A 25,859-nucleotide genomic window follows, 5' to 3' on the forward strand; every position below is an offset into this window, starting at 1 on the left:
GCCACGTGGTAAGATGCGCGCCCTTTCTCGGAGGCCTTATGGTCGAACACGATTTCCGCTACAGCCTGCTTACGCCTCACCATACCTTGATCGAGTGCCGGGCCTTGTCGCCAGGCCGCTATCAGGTAACGGGTAACGGGGGCGCGGTGCGCGCCGATGACGTGTTGCTGGTCACCCTCAAGGGCAGTCAAACCTTGAGCATGCGCCTGACGGTCGACAAAGTGCGCCACCTCATCAACCCACCCGGTCAGTGGACCGCCGTGGCCAGTGGCCCGGCCTTCAAGGCACTGGCCATTCACCGCTGGGACGTGAACTGCGACGCCTGTGGCAAGGCCATGAACTTCGAGTTCGCGGTGGATTCAAGCCTGGGCGAGGCGGCGCTTCAGCCGGCCGCCACTGCGCGCATTGCCGAGCTGGGCTGGCGCAGCGAAAGCGCTGGTCACCTCTGCCCGGCCTGCGCAGCCCAAGCAGCGTAGCGGTTAGCTGCCCTTGAGCGCTGCCAGGCGCTGGGTCAGGCCAGCCGCTGTTTGTTCGCCGAGTAGGATGGCCCGTACCTTACGTTGCGGGTCAAGTACGAAGGTTACCGGCAAGCCCTCGGCCGATGGTAATTCCAGCACCTCTGCCGGGTCTTGCACCAACACCCGGTAGGTGATGCCCATGCCCGTGGCAGCCTGGGCCAGTTCGTCGCCCTTGAGCTGATCGAAATTCACCCCCACCACGTGCACCCCCTGGCTTGCCACCTGTGTGGCAAAGGCATTGAGCTCGGGAATCTCCCGGCGGCAGGGCCCACACCAAGTGGCCCAGTAATTAACCACCAGCCATTGCCCTTCAAGGCTCTTGGCCGTGACCGTCTGGCCCTTCATGTCAGGGCCCAGGTCGGGTTGCCCACAACCGGCCAAGCACAGCGCCAGCAGCCAGGGCGCCAGCGCCCTTATCCGACCCACGTTGAAGTGTGAACGCATGGGTTGCCTCGTCATCAGGAATCAGGACGGTAGAATAGCCGCCTGTTGACAGCCTAGGCGACCCCCATGAACGACCTTACTCTCTATCACAACCCACGCTGCTCCAAATCAAGAGCCGCGCTCGAACTGCTGCAAGGCCGTAACCTGCCCGTTACCGTGGTGCGTTACCTGGATACGCCACCCAGCGCTGACACCCTGCGCGACCTGCTGGCACGCCTGGGCATCGGTGCCCGTGGGCTGCTGCGTACCGGCGAAGACGCCTACACCGCCTTGAACCTGGCGGCGCCTCACCACTCTGAACAAGCGCTGATCGACGCCATGGTCAGCCACCCTGTACTCATCGAGCGGCCGATTCTGGTGCGTGGCGACCGCGCCGCTATCGGCCGACCGCTGGATAACCTGTTGGAGCTGTTGTCATGACCACCCCCTACGTTTTAGTGCTCTATTACAGCCGCCACGGCGCCACCCGGGAGATGGCCATGCAAGTGGCCAGAGGCGTCGAACGTGGCGGCCTGGAAGCCCGTGTGCGTACCGTTCCGGCGGTTTCGGCCGACTGCGAAGCCGTCGCCCCGGCCGTACCGGCCGAAGGTGCGGCCTACGCCACGCTGGACGACCTGAGCCACTGCACAGGCCTGGTACTGGGCAGCCCTACGCGCTACGGCAACATGGCCGCCCCCCTGAAGTACTTTCTCGACGGCACCAGCAGCCTGTGGCTGAGCGGCGCGCTGTCTGGCAAACCGGCGGCGGTGTTTACCTCTACGGCCAGTTTGCACGGTGGCCAGGAAACCACCCTGCTGTCGATGATGCTGCCCCTGCTGCACCACGGCATGCTGATCGCCGGCCTGCCGTACAGTGAATCCGCTTTGCTGGACACGCAGGGCGGCGGTACCCCCTATGGCGCCAGCCACCACGCCGGTAACGACGGCAAACGCCCCTTGGACACCCATGAAACTACCCTGTGTCGGGCGTTGGGCCAACGGGTGGCCGAGGCTGCGCGCAGGCTTGCCCACCCCCTGGAGGCGCGGGCCTGAATGCGTGATTACCAATGGCTGTACGAACACTGCCTGAACCGCTTCGGCTCGGTCGCGGCGCTAGAGGCACGCCTGCCCCACCCGCGCCCCGACAGCGAGCTGCGGGCAAAGCCTGATGACCGCTACCTCTCTACCCTCGCCTTGCGTGTGTTCCGTGCCGGGCTCAAGCACAGCCTGGTGGACGCCAAGTGGCCGGCGTTCGAGCAGGTGTTTTTCGGCTTTGATCCGGAGAAAGTCGTGCTGATGGGGGGCGAGCACCTGGAGCGAATGATGCACGACACGCGGATCATCCGGCACCTGGGCAAGCTGCGTAGCGTGCCGATCAATGCCCAGATGATCCTGGACGTGGCCCAGGAGCACGGCAGCTTCGCAGCCTTTATCACCGACTGGCCCGTGACAGACATCATTGGGCTATGGCGCTACCTGCAACGCCATGGCAACCAGCTGGGTGGGCTATCGGCGCCGCGTTTTTTGCGCATGGTAGGCAAAGACACCTTTGTGGCCACTCAAGATGTGGTCGCCGCGCTTAATGCCCAGGGTATCGTGGACCGGGTGCCCACCAGTTTGCGAGACCTGGCCGCGGCGCAAGCGGCGTTCAACACCTGGCACGCGCAGAGCGGGCGCCCCTTGTGCCAACTGTCGGTGATGCTGGCCCACACGGTGAATCACTGAGGGTCAGAGGTTCATCAGATCGACGAAGCGCGGCGTGGCGCTTTCGTCGATACGCAGGTCACAGAAGTTGAACAGGTCGCGGTCGGCCAATTGCGACGGCACGACGTTCTGCAAGCCACGGAAAATACTCTCCGTGCGGCCTGGGTGCTTGCGCTCCCACTCCACCAGCATGTCCTTGACCACCTGGCGCTGAAGGTTTTCCTGAGAGCCACACAGGTTGCACGGGATGATCGGGAACTGCTTGAGGTCGGAATAGGCCTGGATGTCTTTCTCTGCGCAATAGGCCAGTGGCCGGATCACCACGTTGCGGCCGTCGTCTGCCAGTAGCTTGGGCGGCATTGCCTTGAGCGCGCCGTTGAAGAACATATTGAGGAAGAACGTCTCCACGATGTCATCACGGTGATGCCCCAACGCCATTTTGGTCGCGCCAATTTCATCAGCGAAGGTGTAGAGCGTGCCACGGCGCAGGCGCGAGCACAGCGAGCAGGTGGTCTTGCCCTCCGGGATCAACGCCTTGACCACCGAATAGGTGTCCTTTTCGACGATGTGGTACTCCACTCCCAAGGCCTTGAGGTAAGCCGGCAGCACGTGCTCTGGGAAACCCGGTTGCTTCTGGTCCATGTTCACCGCCACCAGCTCGAAGCGGATAGGCGCTACCTTCTGTAGGTGCAGCAGCACGTCCAGCATGGTGTAGCTGTCTTTGCCGCCCGACAGGCACACCATCACCTTGTCGCCGTCCTCGATCATGTTGAAGTCAGCCACGGCCTCCCCCGCCAAGCGGCGAAGACGTTTCTGCAGTTTGTTCTGGTTGACCGAGAAGGTGCCCATGAAAAGAAATCCTGATACGTACGACGGCGGAATGCGAAGGCGCGCATTCTACCTGCAAATCGGCGGCAAACGTAGGCCAGGCAGCGCGTGCAGGGCCAGGCCGCCCATGAACAATGACAAGCGGTTCTACAGCGCAGCGGTGTGCAGGGCATAATTGCCGCTTGTGGAGCACTGCCTATGTCCGAACCGTTGTTATCCCAGGTAGAAGCTTGCTACCGGCAAGCCGAAACCTTTTTCAAACGCCCTTTCAAGCGCCCGATGGTGAGCCTGAAGCTGCGCGGCCAGAAAGCCGGCGTTGCCCATCTGCATGAAAACACGCTGCGCTTCAATGCCGAGCTGTACCAGCAAAACACCGAAGACTTTCTACGTCAGACGGTGCCCCATGAGGTGGCGCACCTGGTGGCGCACGAATTGTTCGGCGACCGCATACAGCCCCATGGCGAGGAATGGCAGCTCATCATGAAGGGGGTGTATGAACTTAAACCCCTGCGCTGTCACAACTATGCTGTGAAGCGTCGGCAAGTAACGCGGTACATCTACCGCTGCCCTTGCCCCGAAGGGGTATTCCACTTTACTGCTCAACGTCATGGGTTCGTGCGCAAAGGGCGCCGCTACCTATGCCGGGCGTGCCGCAAGGCCTTGGTGTTCAGTGGGGAAACGAAGGTGATGTAGCCATGCCCGGTCGCCGACTCAGATGGTCACCAACCCCCTCACACCCTCGGCCTCCATGTGCTCACCACGCCCCTGCTGCACGATTTCCCCGCGTGACATCACCAGGTAGTGATCCGCCAACTCGGCGGCGAAGTCGTAGAACTGCTCGACGAGCAGAATAGCCATGTCGCCCTGGGCGGCCAGCGTCTTGATCACAGCCCCGATTTCCTTGATGACAGACGGCTGTATGCCCTCCGTGGGCTCATCGAGGATCAACAGCCGTGGACGGCTGGCCAATGCTCTACCAATTGCCAACTGTTGCTGCTGACCACCAGACAAGTCTCCGCCCCGGCGATGTTTCATCTGTAGCAGCACGGGGAACAGCTCGTAAATGAATTCGGGCACTGCCTTGGCCTGTGAGCCTGGAAAACGCGACAACCCCATCAAGAGGTTTTCCTCCACTGTAAGCCGCCCAAAGATCTCTCGCCCTTGAGGCACATAGGCGATCCCTGAATGGACACGCTGGTGGGGCTTGTAACCGGTAATAGCAGTGCCCTCCCAGAATACCGAGCCTTCCCGTGCGGGAATCAGCCCCATCAGGCACCTGAGCAAGGTGGTTTTTCCGACCCCGTTTCGCCCTAGCAAACAGGTGACTTCGCCCACGTTCACCTCGAAGGACAACCCCCGCAAAATATGACTGCCACCGTAGAACTGGTGAAGTTTCTCGACTCGCAACATAGTTACCCCCGTCGGGCTTAACGGCCCAGATACACCTCGATCACACGCTCATCGGCTTGAACCTGCTCAAGCGATCCCTGCGCCAGCACACTGCCTTGATGCAGTACCGTTACATGGTCGGCAATAGCGCCGACGAAGCCCATGTCATGCTCCACCACCATCAACGAGTGTGCCCCCGCCAGCGTTTTGAAAAGCTCTGCCGTGAACTCGGTTTCAGCATCGGTCATACCCGCTACCGGCTCATCGAGCAGCAGGAGCTGCGGCCCCTGCACCAGCAGCATTCCAATCTCCAGGAATTGTTTCTGGCCATGGGACAGGAGCCCGGCCGGCCTGTGCATCGAGCTGGTGAGGCGAATGGTCTCAAGCACGCCTTCAATACGATCACGCTGCTCACCGCTAAGCGTTGCACGCAAACTCGCCCATACCGATTTGTCGGTTTTCTGGGCCAGCTCAAGATTCTGGAAAACGCTGAGCGCCTCGAATACCGTTGGCTTTTGGAATTTGCGACCGATGCCCGCTTGAGCGATCTGCACCTCGCTCATCCTGGTCAAATCCATGGTTTCGCCGAACCATGCCTTGCCCTCTGTAGGCCGTGTCTTGCCGGTGATCACGTCCATCAGCGTGGTCTTGCCCGCGCCATTAGGGCCAATGATGCACCGCAGTTCACCGACACCAATGTAGAGGTTCAGGTTATTCAGCGCTTTGAACCCATCGAAGCTGACGCTGATATCTTCCAGGGTGAGAAGGGTGCCGTGCCTGACGTCAAGGCCCGCACTAGGCGCATGGCCCAGGCCAATTGCATCCCGGCCACTGCCATGCGGGTTGTCGAGCGTATTGGCTACTAAGCAAGCCTTGGAGGACGCTGCTGGATCTTTCATTGCTCCGCCTTTTTCTTCACCAGACCAATAACGCCCCTTGGCAGGTACAGCGTTACCACGATAAACAGGGCACCCAGAAAGAACAGCCAGTATTCCGGGAACGCCACGGTGAACCAGCTCTTCATTCCATTCACCACCCCGGCGCCCAACAGGGGGCCAATCAGCGTGCCCCTGCCGCCTAATGCCACCCAGACAGCAGCCTCGATAGAGTTGGTGGGTGACATTTCACTGGGGTTGATGATGCCAACTTGAGGCACATACAACGCGCCTGCCAAGCCGCACAACACGGCGCTGAGTACCCACACGAACAACTTGAAACCGCGCGGATCGTAGCCGCAGAACATCAGGCGATTTTCAGCATCACGAAGTGCTGTCAGCACCCGGCCGAACTTGCTCTGAGCCAAGCGCCAGCCCACATAAAGGCTTGCCACCAGTAACGCCACGGTCAGCAAGAACAACACGGCCCGCGTACCCTGCGAGGTGATATCAAAGCCCAGAATACTGCGAAAGTTGGTGAACCCGTTGTTTCCGCCAAAGCCGGTTTCATTACGGAAAAACAGCAGCATGCCGGCGAACGTAAGTGCCTGGGTCATGATCGAGAAATACACGCCCTTGATCCGTGAGCGGAACGCGAAAAAGCCGAACACCAAGGCTAATAAACCGGGTGCCAGTACGATCAGGCACAGTGCCCAGAGGAAATGCTGAGTACCGACCCAGTACCACGGCAGCTCCGTCCAGGAGAGGAAGGTCATGAAGCCAGGCAATGAATCGCCAGCCGCTTCGCGCATCAGGTACATGCCCATCGCATAACCACCCAATGCGAAAAACAGGCCATGCCCAAGGGACAACATACCGGCGTAACCCCAGACCAGATCAAGCGCCAATGCGACGATCGCGTAGCACAGAATCTTGCCCACCAGCGTCAAGGTGTACGCAGAGACGTGCAGTGGGTTATCAGCCGGTAGCAATGACAACAAGGGCAGTGCGATCAGCAGCAGCAACACCGCGCCACCCAGGGTCGCCGTGAGCCTGGGCCCGGCTTTTTGTGCAGCAGTCAGCATCAGTGGTTGATTCATCAGTCGATTACCCGGCCTTTGAGTGCGAAGAGGCCCTGCGGACGTTTCTGGATAAATAGAATGATCAGCACCAGGATCAGGATCTTGCCCAGTACGGCGCCGATCTGAGGTTCGAGAATCTTGTTCGCGATACCCAGGCCGAAGGCCGCTGATACGCTACCAGCCAACTGGCCCACACCGCCCAGCACCACGACCAGAAAGGAGTCGATGATGTAGCCCTGGCCGAGGTCAGGGCCCACGTTGCCAATCTGGCTCAGCGCGACGCCCCCAAGGCCCGCGATACCTGAGCCCAGCCCAAAGGCCATCATGTCGATACGGCCTGTTGGCACGCCACAACACGCCGCCATGCTTCTGTTTTGGGTCACGGCGCGTACGTTCAACCCCAGGCGCGTCTTGTTCAGCAGCAGCCAGGTAAGCAGTACAACGCACAACGCGAAGGTAATGATGATGATCCGGTTGTATGGCAGCACCAGGTTCGGCAGGGCCTGCCAGCCACCTGATAGCCACTGAGGGTTGGCCACTTCGACGTTCTGTGCGCCGAAGATCAAGCGGACTGCCTGGATCAGCATCAGGCTGATGCCCCAGGTCGCCAGCAAGGTTTCCAGTGGCCTCCCGTAAAGGTGGCGTATCACGACCCTCTCCAACATCATGCCGATGGCCGCTGTTACCACGAAGGCGACCGGCAGTGCGATCAATGGGTAGAACTCAAGCGCCTCTGGCGCGAGCTGCTGGACTAGCTTTTGCACCACGTAGGTGGAGTAGGCACCTAACATCAACATCTCGCCGTGGGCCATATTGATGACGCCCAGCAGGCCGAAGGTAATGGCCAACCCCAGCGCCGCGAGCAGCAGAATCGAACCCAATGACAGCCCGCTGAACGCTTGGCCCAGCAGCTCTCCGATCATCAGTTTGCGTTTGACTTGGGCAAGGCTGGTTTCCGCTGCCAGGCGAACCGAGGCATCTGCCTCGACCGAAGGTGCTAACAAGGCCTCCAGGCGAACCTGCGCCATGGGTTCGCCGGTTTCACCTAGCAAGCGCACAGCGGCCAGCCGAACCGCCGGGTGGGGGTCGACCATTTGCAGATTGGCCAGTGCCAGGATCAACGCGGATTTAACGTTGCTATCGGTTTCTGCCGCGGCCCGTCGATCCAGCAGGCCCAACATCGCGGGCTGCGCGGTCTTCTGTAGTTCCTGCGCGGAGGACAGGCGAACCCTTGGGTTGCCAGACAGTAATTGGTGGCTAGCCAGCGCCATATTGACCAGCCCGCGCATGCGGTTATTCAAACGCAGTTTTCGGGGCGCTTCGGTGCCCACCTCGGCCCCGTCGAGCGCTACCCAGTTTGTGCCGGTTTCGATGAACACACGCTTGTCGTTGCCCACTGCAACTCGCCCTTCTTGCAGGGCAACCAACAGGCTCACTCGTGACGGATCAGGTTGGGCGCCCCACGTCTCCAAAAGCTCGGCCTGCCCAGATGAACTGGCCGAGGCGAACTCCTCGGCATCCGATGCGTGGGCCCATGCGGGGATCAGCATGCCCAGTATCAAAACCAATCGATAAAACACTAAGCGCATAAGGGATCCTGAAATCATCGCCGAGCCATCCAGGCCTGGCGCGCAGCCAGCCCTGGACAGGATTTATTTCAGATGAACATGACTAACCCGTGGTTAGTTACCCTTCACCGGGTGGTCAGGTTTCTTGTCATTACCTGGAAGGTAGGGGCTCCAAGGCTGGGCGCGGATGGGCTCTTTGGTTTGCCACACAACGTTGAACTGGCCGTCGTCCTGGATCTCACCGATCATCACCGGCTTGTGCAGGTGGTGGTTGGTCTTGTCCATGGTCAGGGTAAAGCCCGAGGGGGCGGCGAACGTCTGCCCGGCCATGGCGTCGCGAACCTTATCCACCTCAGTGGACTTGGCTTTTTCGGCTGCCTGCGCCCACATGTGAATACCCACGTAGGTGGCCTCCATCGGGTCATTAGTGACCGCCTTGTCAGCACCTGGCAGGTTGTGAGCCTTGGCATAGGCTTTCCAGTCCGCCACGAACTTCGTGTTTACCGGGTTCTCGACGGACTGGAAGTAATTCCAGGCGGCAAGGTTGCCTACCAGCGGCTTGGTGTCGATGCCGCGCAGCTCTTCCTCACCCACCGAGAAGGCGACGACTGGAACGTCGGTCGCTTTCAGGCCCTGGTTGGCCAGTTCCTTGTAGAACGGCACGTTGGAGTCACCGTTAACGGTAGAAATCACAGCGGTCTTGCCACCGGCGGAGAACTTCTTGATGTTCGCCACAATGGTTTGATAGTCGCTGTGCCCGAATGGGGTGTACACCTCTTCGATATCACTGTCTTTCACGCCTTTGGCGTGCAGGAACGAACGCAGAATCTTGTTGGTCGTGCGCGGGTAAACATAGTCCGTGCCCAGCAGGAAAAATCGCTTGGCCGCACCGCCGTCTTCGCTCATCAGGTATTCAACTGCGGGAATTGCCTGCTGGTTGGGTGCGGCGCCGGTATAGAATACGTTCGGCGACATTTCTTCACCTTCGTACTGCACAGGGTAGAACAACAAACCGTTGAGTTCTTCGAATACCGGCAGTACCGATTTACGCGACACCGAGGTCCAGCAACCGAATACCACGGACACCTTGTCCTGGGTCAGTAACTGCCGGGCCTTTTCCGCGAACAGCGGCCAATTGGACGCGGGGTCGACCACCACCGGCTCCAGCATCTTGCCGTTAACACCGCCCTTAGCGTTGATCTCATCGATTGTCATCAGCGCGACATCCTTGAGGGACGTCTCGGAGATTGCCATGGTGCCCGACAGCGAATGCAGGATGCCAACCTTGAGGGTCTCTGCGGCCTGGGCAGTCCAGGTCAGCCCCATGGCGGCGATGGATGCCGTCAGCGTGAAAGCCTTGATCAAACTACGACGCTTCATTGATATCTGCTCCAATTCTAATTAGTTGCCAAAGGTCAATCGAGACAGCCGGGCAGTTGAATCAAAGGTTTACTCTGTCACCGCTTTCAACTGGGCACGCTGGCGAGCCACATGCAGCATATGAAGGGTGATCTTGCGCACTTCTTTCTTACTGATCTCGATGTGAGTCTTCAGCAATTGCTGCGCTTGTTCGGGCCTACGTTGCAATATCGCGCTAAGAATCTGCCCGTGTTCGGCATACGTGGCGCTGACCCTGGGCGCCTGGGTGAAGTCCAGGCGCCGGATGATCCGGATCTTTTCAGTGACCTCGAAGTGCATCCGGGCCATTTGCGTATTACCCGTGGCCTCTACCAAGGCACAGTGAAAACGCTCATCTAGCGTGGAAACGATTTGGCTGTCCTGAAAGCGCTGAGCCTCCTCAATCAGCCATATAGTCTTGAGTTCGCTGATTTCGGGGTTGGCCTCAAGGTCCATGGACGCCAACCGTGCCACTGCGGCGGTTTCCAGCACGACCCGCACGTCGTACAGTTCTTCGAAGTAATTGAAGTCAAAAGGCTTAACTTGCCAGCCGCTACGAAAATACACTTCGAGGTACCCCTCACGCTCCAGGCGATAAAGCGCCTGTCTAACCGGCGTACGGCTCGCCTGAACACGTTCTGCTACTTCAGTTTCGCTGAAGCGGTCGCCGGGGATGAGGCGAAATTCGAAAATGTCGCCCTTAAGCTGGGTGTAGATGCGTTCGGCAAGGTTTTCCGGACGTTCTTTTGACTTTTTCGAATCTGAAATCTGCATGTGTATGTGCGTCCGGCGGGTCTGTTTAGGCGATTGCTCGCTCAGTGGTATCGATGTAAAGCACTACATCACCCGGTACAACGGGTTTGCCGGGGATGCATCGAATCGAGGCGACCGTGCCCGCCACTGGGGCAGTGATCGCAAGTTCCATCTTCATGGCCTCGACCACCACCAGCTTATCGCCCACCTCCACCGCCTGCCCTGGCTCTACTAACACTTTCCAGACGCTTCCATTCAAATCGGCACACACTTGATGGCCTGCGAAGCTGTCTTCCTGCTGACTTGGCGTGGCCTGTTCGATTGGGTCATCGATAACGTCGTCTTTCCATCGGTCGATCTCTGCGTCAAACGCAATTTTCTGCCGGGCCTGGAACGCGTCGATACTGTCCGCGTTGTCGTCGAGAAAGCGTTTGTACTGAGCGAAATCGAACTCCGTCTCTTCGATGCGGATGTGCGCACGACCTTCGCGAAACGCCTCGCGAAGTGCGGTCAACTCTTGCTCCTCCACCAGATAAAACTTCACTTGGTCAAAAAAGTGGAGCAGCCACGGCTGGCCGTTTTTGAACTGAGAGTTCTTGGCGTATTTGTTCCAGATCGGCAAGGTACGGCCTACCAGCTGATAGCCGCCTGGGGAGTCCATCCCGTAGATGCACATGTACATCCCGCCGATTCCGACAGTGCCTTCGGCGGTAAAGGTGCGCGCAGGGTTGTACTTAGAGCTGAGCAAACGGTGGCGAGGGTCCAAGGGGACCGCACAGGGTGCGTCCAGGTACACATCGCCCAACCCCAGGATCAGATAGCTGGCTTCGCACAGGATGTCGCGCACCTGTTCACGGGTTTGCAAGCCGTTGGTTCTTTGCAGGAAATCGACGTTGTTAGGCAGCCAGGGTGCCTGGGCCGTGACGGTTTCCTGGTAACGCTGGACAGCGCCAAGCGTTGCGCTGTCTTCAAACGCAAGAGGGAGGTGGATGATACGTGTCGGTACCTTGATGCCCGAAACATCCCCAAGTGTTTGCTCCAGCTCAATAAGGTGAGCGATCAGCGTGCGCTGATGCAGCAACCGGCTGTCGTACCGCAATTGAAGGGAGCGAACACCCGGCGCGAGTTCCTCCAATCCTTCAAGGGGGTTGGCGTTGAGCGCCTCCATCAACACATGAATTCTGAGGCGCGAAGCGATATCAAGGACGTTGTCGCCATACTCCATCAGGAGGTAGTGATCGCCTGCCTGGCGATAGACCACGCAAGGGCGGCTGTCGGTGGCCTCCAGCTCTGCGAGCACAGTGGCCGAGCGGGTGCTGCTGGCATGGAGGCTGGGGCCAGGCGACGCCACCACCTGGCTGGCCTGCAGCGTCAGCACCTCCTCGCCTTGTGCCTGCTCCATCAGCCGAGCGTGTTCGAAGCTGACCGGGTAGAAGGTCAATTTATCACCGGGCTTGACCTGGCCTATCTTCCACAGCTCAGCCTTGGCAATGGTGACAGGGCAGACGAACCCACCGAGGCTGGGGCCGTCCTTGGCGAGGATGACCGGAAAATCGCCCGTGAAGTTGATGGCACCAATGGCGTACTCACAGTCGTGCACGTTAGAAGGGTGCAGCCCCGCCTCGCCGCCATCGGGCCGCGCCCAGCCTGGCTTTGGGCCAGTGAGGCGAATGCCCAGCCGATTGGAGTTGTAGTGCACTGCCCATTCGGTCGCGAAGAATTCGTCTATGGAGGCCTGGGTGAAGAAGTCCGGCGCGCCATGCGGGCCATACAGCACGCCAATCTTCCAGGTGTTGCCGTACACCGGAATCAGGGCGGACGAAACGGCCTGGGGTAACGCTTCGGGGGCGGGCGTCGTGCAGGCTGGCAGGTCAGGCTGTGACACGCTTAACCTATCGGCCGTGCGCAAGGTACGACCGGCATGACCGCCGAATTGCCCGAGGGCGAACGTTGATCGGCTGCCCAGGTACTGGGGCACGTCCAGCCCGTTACGCACCGCAAGATAAGCCCGACACCCATCGATAGCACGCTCCAGCTTGAGCACCTGCCCGGCGGCGACCTGGATCGGCGCCCAAGACGGCACCGGTTTAGTGTCCAGGGTAGCCAGGCAGTTGGCGCCTGTGAGCGCTATCACCGCGTCGCAATGAAACCGCAGCGTCGGGCCCTGCAATGTAAACTCAAGACCAGCCGCGCTTTCGTGGTTACCGACGATGCGGTTAGCCAGGCGGAAGGCAAAATCGTCCATGGGCCCGGAGGGAGGTACACCCACGCTCCAATAGCCCAAGCGACCGGGAAAATCCTGGATGCTGCTGTAGGTGCCGGGCTCGATCACTTCAATGACGCTGGGTTTGAAGACGAAGCTATCCAGCATCCGGGTCCAGACGTCCCCCTTCAAAAAGCGAGGGTCGGCCACCACCTGACGCAGATAATCCAGATTGCTCGACAGGCCGTGCAGGCGCGTTGCGGCCAGTGCGGCCTGAAGCTTTTCAATGGCCTGCTCTCGGGTTGGCGCATGCACGATGAGCTTGGCGATCATCGGATCGTAGAATGCGGACACTTCAGTGCCGGTGCTCACCCAACTGTCGACACGTACATCGTCGGGGAAAAATACCTCGGTCAGCACGCCTGGGCTTGGCAAAAAGTTGCGCAGTGGGTCTTCCGCGTAAAGACGCACCTCGATGGCCGCGCCCTGAGGCTTGCGGGTCATGGCTGCCCAGTCGAGCGCATCGCCAGCGGCTACCCTGAGCATGCACTCGATAAGGTCCAGCCCTGTCACCATTTCGGTCACCGGGTGCTCCACTTGAAGACGGGTGTTGACTTCGAGGAAGTAAAATTCGTCGCACGCCGCGTCATAGATAAACTCAACGGTGCCCGCGCTTCGGTAGCGGACAGACTCGCCCAGTTTCACCGCCGCCCGGTGCAGTGCTGCACGGGTGGCCTCAGGAAGATGCGGCGCTGGCGTTTCTTCGACGACTTTCTGATTGCGCCGCTGTAAAGAGCAATCGCGCTCGCCCAGGGCGACAACTCGGCCCTGGCCGTCACCAAATATCTGTACCTCTACATGCCGGGCCTGATCCACGAAGCGCTCTATAAACGCGCCAGAATCGCGGAAGAACTGCTCACCCATGCGCTTTACGCTGTCGTAGGCCTCGCGCAAGGCTTGAACGTCATCGCAGCGCGTCAAACCGATGCCGCCCCCACCTGCCGTGGTTTTCAGCATGATCGGGTAACCAATGCGCGCAGCTTCTTCCAAGGCCTCGTCCAGGCTAGCTAGCAAGCCTGTGCCCGGCGTCATGGGAACCTGCGCGGCGCCAGCCAGCTCACGTGCACGGTGCTTAAGGCCAAACTCACGGATCTGGTCAGGCGTTGGCCCAATGAACGCAATGCCCGCCGCTTCGCATGCATCCGCGAACTCGGCGCTTTCGGACAAGAAACCGTAACCGGGGTAAATCGCCTGGGCACCTGTTTCCTTGGCGGCCGCCAGAATCTTGTCGATATGCAGGTAGGTATCCGCTGGTTTTTCGCCTACCAGGGCCACAGACACGTCGGCCATGGCGACATGCGCCGCGTTACGGTCCGGCTCCGAATACAGAGCAACGCTCTTGACGCCCAGACGCGTCAGCGTCCGAATGGCGCGAACTGCGATTTCTCCGCGGTTAGCGATAAGCACGGTATGGAACATCAGTTGACCCCTAGGAATGTCGAGAAAACAACGCCAGCGCCTGTCTTGGCCTGCGGGCGGCGATCAGGTGTTTTTCACGCTAGCGATATACGCCCGCCATCCGCCGAAACCTGTGATATCCAGCGCGTCCGTGAGCGCCCAGGGCTCACAGATGAAGCCCTTCACACTGCGCCCATCCAGCAGCGTCAGGTTCCCGATACCCAAGGGGGATGGGATCTCGGCAACGAACTCGCCGAACCGTGCAAGGGGCATGTCCCACAGTTCGACGATGATCGATTTACCGTCCATGGCTTTGGCCAGCCCCGGCTTGGGCGGCACGGTCCCAGGAAGGGCGTAGAGCCGGTAGTCGCCACTGGTCATGGTTTGCTCCACCAACACGGCATTACGGCTCGTCAGCTGAGCGTTCAACGGCATACCTGTCAGGTGAGCCCCCACTACGGCAACCCTCACCGTGCCTGCGGCCTGAGCAGCGGGCCGGGCCGCAGGCAAAGAACGCCCGGTTGCACCCAGCGGCAGGCCGATAGCGGTTTGCCAGCGTTTCCCGAAATGGGTAAGCGCAAGGTCATGCCATGCGGGAGCGATCAGTGTGATCCCTGCGGGCAGCCCGTCCGCGCGCACGCCTGCGGGCAATGCCAGCGCGGACAAATCCGCCAGATTGGTGAAGTTGGTATAGAAACCAAACTGCGAGTTGAACAGCACCGGTTCTGCCTTCATCTCGGCCAAGGTGCGGATGGTGGGGGATGTAGGCACTACCAGCGCGTCGAAGCCCGCCAGGGCATCGTTGATGTGGCGGCTCAACGCAGCACGCAAGTATTCAGCCTTGTAAGCATCGCACGCGCTGTACCCCAAACCACTCTCAACGATCCCGCGTACCACAGGGTCGATAGCCTCAGGCCTGGACTTCAGCACACTCTCCACAGCCACGGTTCGCTCGGCCACCCAAGGCCCGTAGTAAAGCTGCTCGGCCAATTCACGGAACGGCGCGAAATCGATGGGCGTGATTTCTGCGCCGAGGTCGGCAAGCTTCACCAGCGCGTGTTCGAACACCGCGTGGGCCTGGGCGTCACCGAAAAACTCAAGCGATGCAGGCACTGCAAACGTCGGCGCCTTGCCCATCGCTACGGGCGCGGCCTGTGGATTGTGCCGTGAGTACGCATCAGTGGCATCGTAGACGCCTGCCAGGTTGGCAACGCATTCAGCGTCTTCGACTGTGAGTGCAAAAATCGAGATGCAGTCAACCGTGCGGCAGGCGGGCACCAGCCCGGTATTGGACAACCGCCCCTTCGTAGGCTTGAGGCCGACGATATTGTTGAACCCCGCGGGTACCCGACCAGACCCGGCCGTGTCAGTGCCGAGCGAAAACGCGACCAACCCACGAGCCGCGACCGATGCAGACCCTGAGCTGGAGCCACCACTGACGTACTCAGGGTTGAAGGTGTTAACCACAGCACCAAACGGAGACCGCGTACCTACCAGCCCGGTAGCGAACTGATCAAGGTTCGTCTTGCCCATGAGGATGGCGCCAGCGGCACGCAGCCGTGCGACAACGAAAGCGTCTTCACTGGCCATGTAGCTAAATTCGGGGCAGCCTGCGGTGGTGGGCCAGCCGGCGGCATCAATGTTGTCTTTGATGGCAAACGGCACGCCATATAAAGGAAGCTTGCTGATATCGCCACTTACGGCAGCCAACCGCTCGCCAAGCTCGGCAAGCTGGGACTGCAGCTGGGAATCACTCACCCGCGCAATCCACGCGGTGTCGTCCTGCGGGTATTGCTTAGAAAGGCAATGGAGGCTGTCAGGCGTGATGGCATTGCTTTGGTAGGCGGCGATCCATTCGCTGATAGTCCAGCCAAAGAAAGAGGAACGAGTGGGCTGCATAGCGGATTCCATCTTGTATCCAAGTTGTAATCCAGCTTTAGCAATAACCAGGCCATTATTTAATTGTTATATTTATCAATTACTTAGCTAAAATCTTCGGCGAAAGCTACAGGTTTTAGCCCTCTTATAGCGCGCTGGCGCATCGCTGTGGGGCAGGCAGGAGAGCCCTGCATCGGTAAGGGCTGATAGGCCGATGCGGGAATGACGAGTAGAGAGGGGGATGTTCATAAAGGAGTACAGCGGTGTGCTATTCGCGAGCTAGCACCCGCTTCCCACATCAAGGCTTTGCACTGTAGGAAGCGGGCGAAGCTCGCGAACGCTTCCCACAGCGCCAGGCCCGGTGTTACAAGCGAGTCCCTTCGGCCACTTGCAGGTCATCTTCAGGCAATGCCAGCTCCAACGGCGTACCGCCGGAAGCCAACTCGCTTTGCAGCTTGGTTTCATCCAACTGGCCAACCCACTTGGCAACCACCACGGTGGCGACGGCGTTGCCTACCAGGTTGGTGAGGGCGCGAGCTTCGGACATGAAGCGGTCGATGCCCAGGATCAACGCCAGGCCGGCAACTGGCAAGTGGCCCACCGCCGACAGGGTGGCGGCCAGTACGATAAAGCCGCTACCGGTCACGCCCGCAGCGCCCTTGGAGGACAACAGCAACACGGCCAGCAAGGTGATCTGGTGAGTGATGTCCATATGAGTGTCGGTGGCCTGTGCGATGAACACCGCCGCCATGGTCAGGTAGATGGAAGTGCCATCCAGGTTGAACGAGTAGCCGGTAGGGATCACCAAGCCCACCACAGATTTCTTAGCGCCCAGGCGTTCCATCTTGGCCAGCATGCGCGGCAGGGCCGATTCGGAAGATGACGTACCCAGCACGATCAGCAGTTCTTCACGGATGTAACGCACCAACTTCAACACGCTGAAGCCGTGAGCACGGGCAATGGCGCCCAGCACCAGCACTACGAACAGTACGCAGGTGAGGTAGAAGCACAGCATCAGTTGGCCCAGTTGCACCAGCGAGCCGATGCCGTAGTTACCAATGGTGAAGGCCATGGCACCCAGCGCACCCAGGGGCGCAAGCTTCATGATCATGTTGATGATGTTGAACATGACATGGGCAAAGCGATCGATCATGTCCAGCAGCGGCTTGCCATAGGCGCCCAGGCGGTGCAGCCCGAAGCCGAAGATCACCGAGAACATCAGCACCTGCAGGATATCGCCGTTGGCGAAGGCACCCACGATGGTGTTCGGGATCACGTTGAGCAGGAAGCCCACCACGCTCTGGCCTTCGCCCTGAGTCACATAGGTGGCAACCTTGGAAGCATCCAGGGTAGCGGGGTCAATGTGCATGCCTGCGCCAGGCTGGACCACGTTGACCACGATCAGGCCAATGATCAGAGAAAGGGTGGAGACGATTTCGAAGTACAGCAGCGCGTAGCCGCCCGTCTTGCCCACGGCCTTCATGCTCTGCATGCCGGCAATACCACTGACGACCGTACAGAAGATGATCGGTGCAATAACCATCTTGATCAGCTTGATGAAGCCATCACCCAGAGGCTTGAGCATTTGCCCGGTCTGGGGATAGAAGTGGCCGAGCAGCACACCGATGATGATCGCGACGATCACCTGAAAGTACAGGGATTTATAAAACGGCTGACGGGTCGTCATGGCAATTTCCTCAAGCGTGCTTGCCTGCGTCTTCCGGACACGGGCGCACATGAAGCGTGAACCCTCCTGATTGGAGGGATTTGTTCTTGGCTAGCTGCACGGGAAGCGATTCCCGGCAGGCCTGGCGTGCTAGATCGCAAGGGCCGTGCCAAGACGCACAAGATCGTTACACACCAGAGCAGCCGGGCGTTGTAGCGGATAAAGTGAATACAGGCAGGTACAGAGGGTGGCGGTTTCTCGCCACCCCGCTAGGTGGCAGAGGGCCAGCGCGGCGGATATCCGCCAACTTTACGACACGCAGGCGCAGCAAAGGCGGCCGCTAAAGTGGAAAGCTCATCCGGAATCGGGCCCCGCCCAATGGAGAATCCTCGATGGTGAGAGTGCCGTGATACCCGCGCACGATGTCTTGGGCCACCGCCAAGCCAATGCCTTGGCCAGGGTGTTGGCGATCCAAACGCTCCCCGCGCTGGAGGATACGGCTGCGCTGGTCCGGCGGGATGCCAGGGCCGTCATCTTCGAGCAGCAGCTCCAGGTGCCGGCCGATCACGCTCATGCTTACGCTCACGTCTTCCAGGCAGAGCCGCCAGGCGTTTTCCAGCAGGTTGCCCAGCAGCTCCAGCAAGGCGCCCTCTTCAATGGGCAGCGTACCGGGTGGTTCCAGGGCAATGTGCAGCGTCACCGGCTTGTCCGGGTACACCTTGCGCAGGCTGGTCGCCAGGTTATCCAGCACGGGGCGTACCGCTACCCGGCGGCGCACCAAGCCGCCATGACGCACATTGGCGCGTTGCAGTTGGTAGTCCACTTGCTGGTTCATGCGTGCCACCTGGGCGCGCAGCACCGAGGCCTGGCGCCCGTCTTCGCTGGTATTGCCACTGGCCAGGGTCTCACCGATACCTTGCAACACACTCAACGGGGTTTTGAGGCTGTGGGCCAGGTCGCCCAACGAATCCCGGTAACGCTGGCGCTGTTCGCGTTCGCTGGCCAGCAGCCGGTTGAGCGACCGGGTCAGGCGCAACAGCTCACTGGGGTGCTCTTCGCTCAAGCCCTGGCGGTGGCCGGCTTCAATCTCGTCGAGTTCACGGCTAAGCCGACGCAGCGAGCGCAAGCTCCAGGTCATCCCTACCCAGAACAACATCAACAAGGTGAGTAACGCGGCCCCGGAGCCCAGGTAAAGCCGATCGCGCAGCGCGTCCAGGGTGCGCTGGTAGGGCCCCACAGACTGCAAGGTGACAACGCTGAACGCGGCCTGCTCACCCCCTAGCACGCGCACTTCAACGTCATAGACCCACCAGGCCTGCCCTGCTTTGTCGGTAAAGCGAGAAAAGCGGTTGCCATGGCCGTCGTAGCTGGGGTGGTATTCGGGCGGCGGCGCGCTTTGACTGCGCCATAGCAGGGCCCCCTGGTGATCGAAAATATAGCTCAGCAGGCGCTCATCCGGCACGGCCAGCCGTGCGTCGGTAGCAGGCGCTGGCATGCGCAACTGGCCCTGCTCCAGGCGCGCGGCGGCGACCAGCGTACTGACTTCGGTGGCCAGGCGTTCTTCCACCGACTCGCGCAGGGCCTGGCTGATCGCCCCCTGTAGCGCTGGCAACAGGCCGAGCATGAACAGCACGGCCAGCAAGGCCCCGGCCAGCATCAGGCGCAGCCGCAGGGAACGAATCACTGGCAGCGCTCGGTGAAGAGGTAGCCCAGGCCCCGCACCGTGTCGATGGGCTTGAAGCCCTCGGCGGCTTCCAGCTTGCGGCGGATGCGGCCCACCAGCACCTCGATCACATTAGGGTCGTGTTCGTCATTGTCGGGGTAGAGTTGCTCCATCAGCCGCTGCTTGGCCACGACTTGCTGGTGGTGGCGCATCAGGTACTCAAGGATGCGATATTCAAAGGCGGTGAGCACCAGGGGCTCACCCTGAAGGGTAGCCTGCTTGCGATTGAGGTCCAGGGCCAGCGGGCCCGCCAGAATCGTGGGCTGGGTGAAGCCGCTGGCGCGGCGCAACAGGGCGTTCAGGCGCGCCTCGACCTCTTCGAAACTAAAGGGTTTGACGACATAGTCGTCAGCACCCGCCGCCAAGCCCTCTACCTTGTCCTGCCAGCTGTTGCGCGCGGTCAGGATAAGCACCGGGAACCCCTGCCCTTCCGACCGCCACTGACGTATGAGTTCAAGCCCCGACAGCCCCGGCAAGCCCAAGTCGACGATGGCCAGGTCAAAGGCGGTCTGCGCCGCCTGGTGCAGCGCTGCGGTGGCGTCGGCGACGGCTTCGACGATGTGCCCGCTGTCACCCAGCCGGGTGTGCAGGTGATGGCGTAGCAGGGCTTCATCTTCTACCAACAGCAGCTTCATCGCAGCCTCGTATGCGCTCGGGAACCGACCATCCGGGCGGCCGTGCAACCGCCTGGGCGCCAAGATTAACCCGCGCCGCCAGCCGCCGCTATCGCCAGGGCCCGCTCACCCCTGGCCGAGCGCCCTGGCCAGGCGGTGCAGGCCTTCGCCGATCTGCTCCACGTCAGGGGCGGCAAACGACAAGCGCAGGCTGGCAGGGTCGGGGTCGTTGGCATAAAAGGGCCGCCCTGGCACAAACATCACGTTCTGCTCGATAGCACGGTCGAACAGCGCCTGGGCATCACTGCCGTCGGCCAGGCGCCCCCATACGAACATGCCGCCATCAGGCCGCAGCACAGTCAGGCGGCGATCCAAAGCGGCAAGGCCGACAAGCATGGCTTCACATTTACGCGCATAGCCTTCGCACAGCCTGGGCAGATGCTGCTCCAACGCGCCGCTGGCCAAGTAGCACGCCGCAATCTGTTGGCTGATGGGCGAGGTACAGAGGTCTACGGTTTGCTTGGCAATGATGCAGCGCTGGCCGATGGCGGCGGGCGCGATCATCCACCCTATGCGCAGGCCGGGCGCGACCACCTTGGACAGGCTGGACAAATGCACGACCTGCCCTTCGGCGCCGGGGACCTGGGCGGCAAGTGCTAGCAGTGACGGTATGGCCTGCCCCTTGAAACGCAGGGCACCGTAAGGATCGTCCTCGATCAGCAGCAGTTGGTGTTGAGCCGCCAGCCTCAGCAAGGCCAGGCGACGGGCCAGGGGCATACAGGCACCGGTGGGGTTGGCGAAGTCCGGCACGCAGTACAGCAGGCGGTAATGCCCTGGGGCTGCATCGGCCAGTCGCTCGGCCAAGGCGTGAGGGTCCAGGCCGTCGGCATCGCTGGCTACGCCGGTGATGGCTGCCCCCGCCAATCGAAAGGCTTGTACCGCTGCCGGGTAGGTGGGGCGCTCTACCAGTACGGCGTCACCGGGGCTGAGCAGCACCCGAATAAGCAGGTCCAGCCCTTGCTGCGAGCCGGTCGTTACCAGCAGCTCATCGGGGCGCACGGGTGCCCCGCGCCGAGCCATCAGCGCAGCCAGTTGCTCGCGCAGCGCAGGCGTGCCTTCCGTGGCGCCATATTGCAGACAGCGCTCAGGCTCGGCCATGGCCAAGGCCGTCGCAGCGGCCAAGCCTTGAGCATCGAACAGTGCCGGGGCAGGATAGCCCCCTGCGAAGGAGATCATTCCAGGCTGGGACAAGTACTTGAACAGCTCACGGATCGCAGACCCGCCTGGCGCCTGGAATGCCTGATTGAAACGGTACCCCTTCGACGTTGCATCCATCACGCTACGCTCCTGTGTCAAAAGCCCAGTATCCGAGCGCAGCCTAGGGCAGAACAATGGAGCAATCGGCAGAACGTCATGCCTGTGTGGCATGAAATCCGTGGTCAGTCTTTGACAAACCAGGCGCCATCCGGATACTGACGCCAGGTTATACGACAACCGATAACGACAATAACGGAGACCCCATGAGTGCATCGAGCGATACCCCTACCCCACGGCGCCGGTTACTGCTCACCGGCGCGGCCGGCGGCCTTGGCAAGGTGCTGCGGCGTACCCTGAAACCTTACGTTTCCATGCTGCGCCTCTCTGACCTCGTGCCTCCAGAAGCAGCCGAAGATCACGAAGAAGTGGTGCTCTGCGACCTTGCAGACAAAGCGGCCGTGGACCTCTTGGTCAAGGGCGTAGACGCTGTCTTGCATTTCGGGGGTGTGTCCACGGAGCGGCCGTTCGAAGAGGTCTTGGGCCCCAACATTGCAGGTACCTACCATGTTTACGAAGCTGCACGTCGACATGGCGTGAAGCGCGTGATCTTCGCCAGTAGCAACCATGTGATTGGCTTTTACAAGCAGACCGAAACCATCGACGCCCTGGCACCGCGCCGCCCAGACGGCTATTACGGCCTGTCGAAGTCGTATGGCGAAGACCTCGCGACTTTTTATTACGACCGTTATGGCATCGAAACTCTCAGCATTCGCATCGGCTCGTCATTCCCGGAGCCTGAGAACCGCCGCATGCTCAGCACCTGGCTGAGCTACGAAGACCTGACGCAATTGATCGTGAAAGGCCTGGAAGCACCGAACCTGGGGCACACCGTGGTGTTCGGCATGTCCGATAACCCTGAGGTGTGGTGGGACAACCGCCTGGCCGCCCACTTGGGGTATGAACCGCAGAGCAGCTCGGCAGGCTTTCAGGCCAAGGTCGACGCACAACCGCAGCCTGCAGCCAACGATCCACTGGCGCTGTACCACGGCGGGGCTTTTGTGGAAAAAGGGCCTTTTGAGGCGGATTGAGCGGTGCAGTTGTTGCACTAGGACACACCCGCACCAGACACCTCGCGAACCCCCACTGATAACCTTCTTTGGTGCTTATGTACCAAGGAGGGCTCGATGGGTTACAAGACGCACACTTTACGCGCTGGGCGATTTTCCCAATCAGGAAGCGCCTATCTGGTAACGGTAAATACAGAAAACCGTTTAAAGCGCTTTCATGACTGGGTGAGTGCCCGCCCGGTCATTCATGCACTCAGGGCCTCGGATGAAGCGCTGCTGACTGAGACGTACGCATGGGTAGTGATGCCTGATCATATTCATTGGCTGTTCAGGCTAGGCCCGGCGGACCTAGGTACCGTTGTGGGGAGAATGAAATCCCGCTCGACCGTTGCGATTAACAAGCAGACAAAAGGCTGCTCGAAAAAAGTATGGCAGAAGGGTTACCACGACCGCGCACTGCGGGCAGAGGACTCGCTTTTAAGCGCGGCCCGCTACGTTGTGGCTAACCCTTTAAGGGCAGGGCTGGTTACCCACATTGGTCAGTACTCTATGTGGGGCGCGCGATGGGATGGCTAGGCTTGTTGCGTTACCTCAGCGCTCAACCCTGTCGCGGGCAAGCCCGGCTGCTACAGCCCCTCGTAGCAGCCGGGCTTGCCCGCGACAATGCGCCAAGGGCGGGGTTGATCACCCCATATTGGTCAGTACTCTATGTGGGGCGCGCGCTGGGATGGCTAGGCTTGTTGCGTTACCTCAGCGCGCAAAGCGGTCGCGGGCAAGCCCGGCTGCTACAGCCCCTCGTAGCAGCTGGGCGCGCCCGCGACTGTGCGCTAAGGGCGGGGTTGATCACCCCATATTGGTCAGTACCCTATGTGGGGCGCACAGTGGGATGGCCAGGCTTGTTGCGTTACCTCAGCGCTTAACTCTGTCGCGGGCAAGCCCGGCTGCTACAGGCCCTCGTGGTAGCCGGGCTTGCCCGCGACTGTGCGCCAAGGGCCCGGCTGGTTACCCAGACGAGTCAGTACTCTATGTGGGGCGCGCGATGGGATGGCTAGGCTTGTTGCGTTACCTCAGCGCGCAAAGCGGTCGCGGGCAAGCCCGGCTGCTACAGCCCCTCGTAGCAGCTGGGCTTGCCCGCGACTGTGCGCTAAGGGCGGGGTTGATCACCCCATATTGGTCAGTACTCTATGTGGGGCGCGCGATGGGATGGCTAGGCTTGTTGCGTTACCTCAGCGCGCAAAGCGGTCGCGGGCAAGCCAGGCTGCTACAGCCCCTCGTAGCAGCTGGGCTTGCCCGCGACTGTGCGCTAAGGGCGGGGTTGATCACCCCATATTGGTCAGTACCCTATGTGGGGCGCACAGTGGGATGGCCAGGCTTGTTGCGTTACCTCAGCGCTCAACCCTGTCGCGGGCAAGCCCGGCTGCTACAGCCCCTCGTAGCAGCCGGGCTTGCCCGCGACTGGCGTATTAGGCACTTACGGCCTAAACACCGCTCGCAAACACTGGTCGCCTTTTTCCTTGAATAGCTTGTAGCCGTGCGGGCTGTCTTCCAGGGCCATCGGGTGCGTCAGCAGGAAGGAAGGGTCAAGCTGCCCTTGCTGGATCAGCTCGAACAGGCGGTTGGCGTAGCGCTGCCCCGGCTGCTGCCCGGCACGCAAGGTAAGGGCCTTATTGACGATGGCACCCATAGGGAATTTATCCATCAGGCCGCCGTACACGCCCACCACCGACACCGTACCGCCCTTGCGGCAAGCGCGTATGGCCTGGCGCAGCACGGTGCCGCGCTCGGTGTGCAAGCGCAACAGTTGCTTTGCCTTATCGTAGGCGTAGTCCACCTCGGTGCCGTGTGCTTCCATGCCCACGCAATCGATGCAGCGATCGGGCCCACGCCCGCCGGTCAGTTCCAGCAAGGCCTGATGTACATTGGTGGTCTCATAATTCAAGGGAATCGCGCCCAACTTGCCTTCGGCCAGCGCCAACCGGTCCGGCAGCCGATCGATGGCAATCACCCGCTCGGCGCCTAGAATATAGGCGCTGGCGATGGCCATCAGGCCCACCCCGCCGCAGCCCCAGACTGCAACCGTGTCACCCGGCTGGATATTGGCGTTATCGGCGGCGAAGTACCCCGTTGGCGCCGCGTCCGAGACGAACACCGCCTGCTCGTCGCTTACCCCCTCGGGCACTTTGAAGAGATTAGTGTCCGCGAAGGGCACCCGGATGTAGGTAGCGTGGCTACCGGCATAGCCCCCGAATGCATGGCTGTAGCCGATGATGCCGCTGGTAGGTTGCCCATAGGCCAGCTCGGTCACACAGGGGTTGGGGTTGGAGTTGTCGCAGCAGGAGAAATCCTGTCGCCGGCAGTGCTCGCATTCGCCACAACCGACAATGGAGATGGTAATTACCCGGTCGCCTTTGCGCACAGAAGACACGCGCGCGCCCACTTCCACCACTTCCCCTAAAAACTCATGGCCGATGATATCGCCCGGGTGCATGGTGGGCACGTAGCCTCCCAGCAGGTGCAAGTCAGAGCCACAGACCGACGACAGTGTGACCTTGATGATCGCGTCCTGTGGGTTCAGCAGCACAGGGTCGGGGACAGTATCGACTTGCAGGCGATTGGGGCCTTGCCAGGTCAGGGCGCGCATCAGTGAATCCCTCCTTCCAAAGGCTCGGACGTAGGCGGTGTGTCGCCGCGATGGTTAGGATGAATGAACAGAAAATCCCGTGCGCCATTGCGGGTACGGTTGGTAGCAATCTCACCGGTTTCCATCTGCTGCTTAAGGGCTCGCAGCAGGTATAACAAGGCCTTGTGGGTAAAGCGGCTAATCAGGGACGCCATCGCATAACCTGGCGCGCCTTTGGGCGGCTGCGTTGCCAGTACCAGCTTGATTTCAGTGCCGCCCTGTGGGGCTTCGGTGAACCGCGCATCCGCTTCGTGCTGCCAGACGCCCTCCCCCGGTGTGTTCCAGCGCAACGCACGGCCGGCATCCGGTTCGCTCTGGATCAGCGTCCAGCTGTAGGTGCGCTCACGCGGCCCGCGTACCGTCCAGCGGAAGGTATCGTCGGCGGTCTGCTCAATGGAATCAACCCAAGGGATCAGCGGCCCGATATTGGCTGGGTCGCGGCACCAGGCGATCACCTCCTCCAGCGGCTTGTTAACCGTGATGCTACGGGTGACCACTTTGCTGGTGGGCCAGCCGGTTTCAGCCTCCCATTGCTGCTCAAAAGGCGTATGGGCTGCCATGGCCTTGAGCTCACATCGCCCTTTGTAACCTCGCCAGAGCGTCCAGCCTCCCAGGGCCAGCTGGGCCACCCCGCGTACGCCGCCTGTGCGCAGGCCGTTGACCAGCAACGCGCCGCCCCCCGCCATAGAGAGCACGCGTTCCGGCTTGCTGAGGTTTTCACCGGCGTTGCCGGCTTTGGTAGAAGCGAGGGTGGGTCGGGTCGCCATGGCGTTACC

At 60.8% G+C, this 25,859-nt stretch carries 23 protein-coding genes; 7 read left to right on the forward strand and 16 right to left on the reverse strand.

Annotated features, from left to right (window positions below; genetic code table 11):
- The first annotated feature begins 38 nt into the window (after nucleotides 1–38).
- Nucleotides 39–476 carry a hypothetical protein gene (locus tag AC4LE2_RS13075; RefSeq protein ID WP_491826173.1) on the forward strand — a complete coding sequence of 146 codons (438 nt, stop codon included), beginning with the start codon at nucleotides 39–41 and terminating at the stop codon, nucleotides 474–476.
- Between the two features lie 3 nt (nucleotides 477–479).
- On the opposite strand, the gene AC4LE2_RS13080 is transcribed toward AC4LE2_RS13075, so the two are convergent.
- Nucleotides 480–962 (reverse strand): TlpA family protein disulfide reductase, encoded by a 483-nt coding sequence (locus AC4LE2_RS13080; RefSeq protein WP_491826174.1) that lies wholly within the window; start codon nucleotides 960–962, stop codon nucleotides 480–482.
- Between the two features lie 66 nt (nucleotides 963–1,028).
- On the opposite strand from AC4LE2_RS13080, the gene arsC reads away from it, so the two are divergent.
- Genes arsC through AC4LE2_RS13095 form a run of 3 tightly spaced genes read left to right on the forward strand, consistent with a single transcriptional unit; the run spans nucleotide 1,029 to nucleotide 2,665 of the window.
- On the forward strand, nucleotides 1,029–1,382 hold the full coding sequence (gene arsC / locus AC4LE2_RS13085; protein WP_491826175.1) for an arsenate reductase (glutaredoxin): 354 nt from the start codon (nucleotides 1,029–1,031) through the stop codon (nucleotides 1,380–1,382).
- Complete coding sequence (wrbA, locus tag AC4LE2_RS13090; protein WP_491826176.1) at nucleotides 1,379–1,993, forward strand: NAD(P)H:quinone oxidoreductase; 615 nt, start codon at nucleotides 1,379–1,381, stop codon at nucleotides 1,991–1,993. The genes arsC and wrbA overlap by 4 nt, the downstream gene beginning before the upstream one ends.
- Entirely contained in the window at nucleotides 1,994–2,665 is a 672-nt protein-coding gene (locus AC4LE2_RS13095) for a DNA-3-methyladenine glycosylase I (protein WP_491826177.1), read from the forward strand.
- A 3-nt stretch (nucleotides 2,666–2,668) separates the two neighbouring features.
- Here AC4LE2_RS13095 and ttcA read toward each other — a convergent pair whose 3' ends face one another.
- Nucleotides 2,669–3,493, reverse strand: a complete 825-nt coding sequence (gene ttcA / locus AC4LE2_RS13100) for a tRNA 2-thiocytidine(32) synthetase TtcA (RefSeq protein WP_491826178.1) — start codon at nucleotides 3,491–3,493, stop codon at nucleotides 2,669–2,671.
- A gap of 177 nt (nucleotides 3,494–3,670) precedes the next feature.
- Between ttcA and AC4LE2_RS13105 the strand changes: the two genes are divergently transcribed.
- Nucleotides 3,671–4,165 (forward strand): SprT family zinc-dependent metalloprotease, encoded by a 495-nt coding sequence (locus AC4LE2_RS13105; RefSeq protein WP_491826179.1) that lies wholly within the window; start codon nucleotides 3,671–3,673, stop codon nucleotides 4,163–4,165.
- 18 nt (nucleotides 4,166–4,183) lie between these two features.
- Here the strand turns inward: AC4LE2_RS13105 and urtE are convergent, their stop codons facing one another.
- From urtE to AC4LE2_RS13165, 12 genes are all read right to left on the reverse strand, one after another.
- Entirely contained in the window at nucleotides 4,184–4,882 is a 699-nt protein-coding gene (gene urtE, locus AC4LE2_RS13110) for an urea ABC transporter ATP-binding subunit UrtE (protein ID WP_491826180.1), read from the reverse strand.
- Between the two features lie 17 nt (nucleotides 4,883–4,899).
- Nucleotides 4,900–5,760 carry an urea ABC transporter ATP-binding protein UrtD gene (gene urtD, locus AC4LE2_RS13115; protein ID WP_491826181.1) on the reverse strand — a complete coding sequence of 287 codons (861 nt, stop codon included), beginning with the start codon at nucleotides 5,758–5,760 and terminating at the stop codon, nucleotides 4,900–4,902.
- Nucleotides 5,757–6,836, reverse strand: coding sequence for an urea ABC transporter permease subunit UrtC (gene urtC / locus AC4LE2_RS13120; RefSeq protein ID WP_491826182.1), 1,080 nt, complete (start codon nucleotides 6,834–6,836; stop codon nucleotides 5,757–5,759). Before urtC ends, urtD begins: the two co-directional genes overlap by 4 nt.
- Complete coding sequence (gene urtB / locus AC4LE2_RS13125; RefSeq protein ID WP_491826183.1) at nucleotides 6,836–8,407, reverse strand: urea ABC transporter permease subunit UrtB; 1,572 nt, start codon at nucleotides 8,405–8,407, stop codon at nucleotides 6,836–6,838. Before urtB ends, urtC begins: the two co-directional genes overlap by 1 nt.
- 93 nt (nucleotides 8,408–8,500) lie before the next feature.
- Nucleotides 8,501–9,766 carry an urea ABC transporter substrate-binding protein gene (urtA, locus tag AC4LE2_RS13130; RefSeq protein ID WP_491826184.1) on the reverse strand — a complete coding sequence of 422 codons (1,266 nt, stop codon included), beginning with the start codon at nucleotides 9,764–9,766 and terminating at the stop codon, nucleotides 8,501–8,503.
- A gap of 69 nt (nucleotides 9,767–9,835) precedes the next feature.
- Entirely contained in the window at nucleotides 9,836–10,558 is a 723-nt protein-coding gene (locus AC4LE2_RS13135) for a GntR family transcriptional regulator (RefSeq protein ID WP_491826185.1), read from the reverse strand.
- Between the two features lie 25 nt (nucleotides 10,559–10,583).
- On the reverse strand, nucleotides 10,584–14,219 hold the full coding sequence (gene uca / locus AC4LE2_RS13140; RefSeq protein ID WP_491826186.1) for an urea carboxylase: 3,636 nt from the start codon (nucleotides 14,217–14,219) through the stop codon (nucleotides 10,584–10,586).
- A gap of 63 nt (nucleotides 14,220–14,282) precedes the next feature.
- Complete coding sequence (gene atzF / locus AC4LE2_RS13145) at nucleotides 14,283–16,097, reverse strand: allophanate hydrolase (protein ID WP_491826187.1); 1,815 nt, start codon at nucleotides 16,095–16,097, stop codon at nucleotides 14,283–14,285.
- A gap of 343 nt (nucleotides 16,098–16,440) precedes the next feature.
- Nucleotides 16,441–17,763 carry a dicarboxylate/amino acid:cation symporter gene (locus tag AC4LE2_RS13150; RefSeq protein WP_491826188.1) on the reverse strand — a complete coding sequence of 441 codons (1,323 nt, stop codon included), beginning with the start codon at nucleotides 17,761–17,763 and terminating at the stop codon, nucleotides 16,441–16,443.
- Nucleotides 17,764–18,082: 319 nt separating this feature from the next.
- Nucleotides 18,083–19,426 (reverse strand): ATP-binding protein, encoded by a 1,344-nt coding sequence (locus tag AC4LE2_RS13155; protein ID WP_491826189.1) that lies wholly within the window; start codon nucleotides 19,424–19,426, stop codon nucleotides 18,083–18,085.
- Nucleotides 19,423–20,100, reverse strand: a complete 678-nt coding sequence (locus AC4LE2_RS13160) for a response regulator (protein ID WP_491826190.1) — start codon at nucleotides 20,098–20,100, stop codon at nucleotides 19,423–19,425. Before AC4LE2_RS13160 ends, AC4LE2_RS13155 begins: the two co-directional genes overlap by 4 nt.
- A 105-nt stretch (nucleotides 20,101–20,205) precedes the next feature.
- The gene (locus AC4LE2_RS13165; RefSeq protein WP_491826191.1) at nucleotides 20,206–21,414 is read right to left on the reverse strand and encodes an aminotransferase-like domain-containing protein; all 1,209 of its coding nucleotides are present in this window, start codon (nucleotides 21,412–21,414) and stop codon (nucleotides 20,206–20,208) included.
- Nucleotides 21,415–21,599: 185 nt separating this feature from the next.
- Between AC4LE2_RS13165 and AC4LE2_RS13170 the strand changes: the two genes are divergently transcribed.
- Nucleotides 21,600–22,424 (forward strand): NAD-dependent epimerase/dehydratase family protein, encoded by an 825-nt coding sequence (locus tag AC4LE2_RS13170; RefSeq protein WP_491826192.1) that lies wholly within the window; start codon nucleotides 21,600–21,602, stop codon nucleotides 22,422–22,424.
- Nucleotides 22,425–22,520: 96 nt separating this feature from the next.
- Nucleotides 22,521–22,979 carry an REP-associated tyrosine transposase gene (locus AC4LE2_RS13175; protein WP_491826193.1) on the forward strand — a complete coding sequence of 153 codons (459 nt, stop codon included), beginning with the start codon at nucleotides 22,521–22,523 and terminating at the stop codon, nucleotides 22,977–22,979.
- Nucleotides 22,980–23,874: 895 nt separating this feature from the next.
- Here AC4LE2_RS13175 and AC4LE2_RS13180 read toward each other — a convergent pair.
- Together AC4LE2_RS13180 and AC4LE2_RS13185 are read right to left on the reverse strand one after the other, a co-directional pair.
- On the reverse strand, nucleotides 23,875–25,044 hold the full coding sequence (locus AC4LE2_RS13180; protein ID WP_491826194.1) for a zinc-dependent alcohol dehydrogenase: 1,170 nt from the start codon (nucleotides 25,042–25,044) through the stop codon (nucleotides 23,875–23,877).
- Nucleotides 25,044–25,850 (reverse strand): SRPBCC family protein, encoded by an 807-nt coding sequence (locus tag AC4LE2_RS13185; protein ID WP_491826195.1) that lies wholly within the window; start codon nucleotides 25,848–25,850, stop codon nucleotides 25,044–25,046. The genes AC4LE2_RS13180 and AC4LE2_RS13185 overlap by 1 nt, the downstream gene beginning before the upstream one ends.
- Nucleotides 25,851–25,859: the final 9 nt, after the last annotated feature.

Source organism: Pseudomonas sp. 9.3L (assembly GCF_058536285.1).

Excerpts from the sequence above, each read along its gene's own strand:
- urtD (WP_491826181.1), bottom strand. The coding sequence starts at position 5,760 with ATGAAAGATCCAGCAGCGTCCTCCAAGGCTTGCTTAGTAGCCAATACG.
- AC4LE2_RS13175 (WP_491826193.1), top strand. The coding sequence starts at position 22,521 with ATGGGTTACAAGACGCACACTTTACGCGCTGGGCGATTTTCCCAATCA.
- AC4LE2_RS13165 (WP_491826191.1), bottom strand. The coding sequence starts at position 21,414 with ATGGATGCAACGTCGAAGGGGTACCGTTTCAATCAGGCATTCCAGGCG.
- AC4LE2_RS13185 (WP_491826195.1), bottom strand. The coding sequence starts at position 25,850 with ATGGCGACCCGACCCACCCTCGCTTCTACCAAAGCCGGCAACGCCGGT.
- urtB (WP_491826183.1), bottom strand. The coding sequence starts at position 8,407 with ATGCGCTTAGTGTTTTATCGATTGGTTTTGATACTGGGCATGCTGATC.
- urtE (WP_491826180.1), bottom strand. The coding sequence starts at position 4,882 with ATGTTGCGAGTCGAGAAACTTCACCAGTTCTACGGTGGCAGTCATATT.
- AC4LE2_RS13170 (WP_491826192.1), top strand. The coding sequence starts at position 21,600 with ATGAGTGCATCGAGCGATACCCCTACCCCACGGCGCCGGTTACTGCTC.
- uca (WP_491826186.1), bottom strand. The coding sequence starts at position 14,219 with ATGTTCCATACCGTGCTTATCGCTAACCGCGGAGAAATCGCAGTTCGC.
- AC4LE2_RS13095 (WP_491826177.1), top strand. The coding sequence starts at position 1,994 with ATGCGTGATTACCAATGGCTGTACGAACACTGCCTGAACCGCTTCGGC.
- urtC (WP_491826182.1), bottom strand. The coding sequence starts at position 6,836 with ATGAATCAACCACTGATGCTGACTGCTGCACAAAAAGCCGGGCCCAGG.
- AC4LE2_RS13135 (WP_491826185.1), bottom strand. The coding sequence starts at position 10,558 with ATGCAGATTTCAGATTCGAAAAAGTCAAAAGAACGTCCGGAAAACCTT.
- urtA (WP_491826184.1), bottom strand. The coding sequence starts at position 9,766 with ATGAAGCGTCGTAGTTTGATCAAGGCTTTCACGCTGACGGCATCCATC.
- wrbA (WP_491826176.1), top strand. The coding sequence starts at position 1,379 with ATGACCACCCCCTACGTTTTAGTGCTCTATTACAGCCGCCACGGCGCC.
- arsC (WP_491826175.1), top strand. The coding sequence starts at position 1,029 with ATGAACGACCTTACTCTCTATCACAACCCACGCTGCTCCAAATCAAGA.
- AC4LE2_RS13160 (WP_491826190.1), bottom strand. The coding sequence starts at position 20,100 with ATGAAGCTGCTGTTGGTAGAAGATGAAGCCCTGCTACGCCATCACCTG.
- AC4LE2_RS13180 (WP_491826194.1), bottom strand. The coding sequence starts at position 25,044 with ATGCGCGCCCTGACCTGGCAAGGCCCCAATCGCCTGCAAGTCGATACT.
- AC4LE2_RS13080 (WP_491826174.1), bottom strand. The coding sequence starts at position 962 with ATGCGTTCACACTTCAACGTGGGTCGGATAAGGGCGCTGGCGCCCTGG.
- AC4LE2_RS13105 (WP_491826179.1), top strand. The coding sequence starts at position 3,671 with ATGTCCGAACCGTTGTTATCCCAGGTAGAAGCTTGCTACCGGCAAGCC.
- AC4LE2_RS13075 (WP_491826173.1), top strand. The coding sequence starts at position 39 with ATGGTCGAACACGATTTCCGCTACAGCCTGCTTACGCCTCACCATACC.
- ttcA (WP_491826178.1), bottom strand. The coding sequence starts at position 3,493 with ATGGGCACCTTCTCGGTCAACCAGAACAAACTGCAGAAACGTCTTCGC.
- atzF (WP_491826187.1), bottom strand. The coding sequence starts at position 16,097 with ATGCAGCCCACTCGTTCCTCTTTCTTTGGCTGGACTATCAGCGAATGG.
- AC4LE2_RS13150 (WP_491826188.1), bottom strand. The coding sequence starts at position 17,763 with ATGACGACCCGTCAGCCGTTTTATAAATCCCTGTACTTTCAGGTGATC.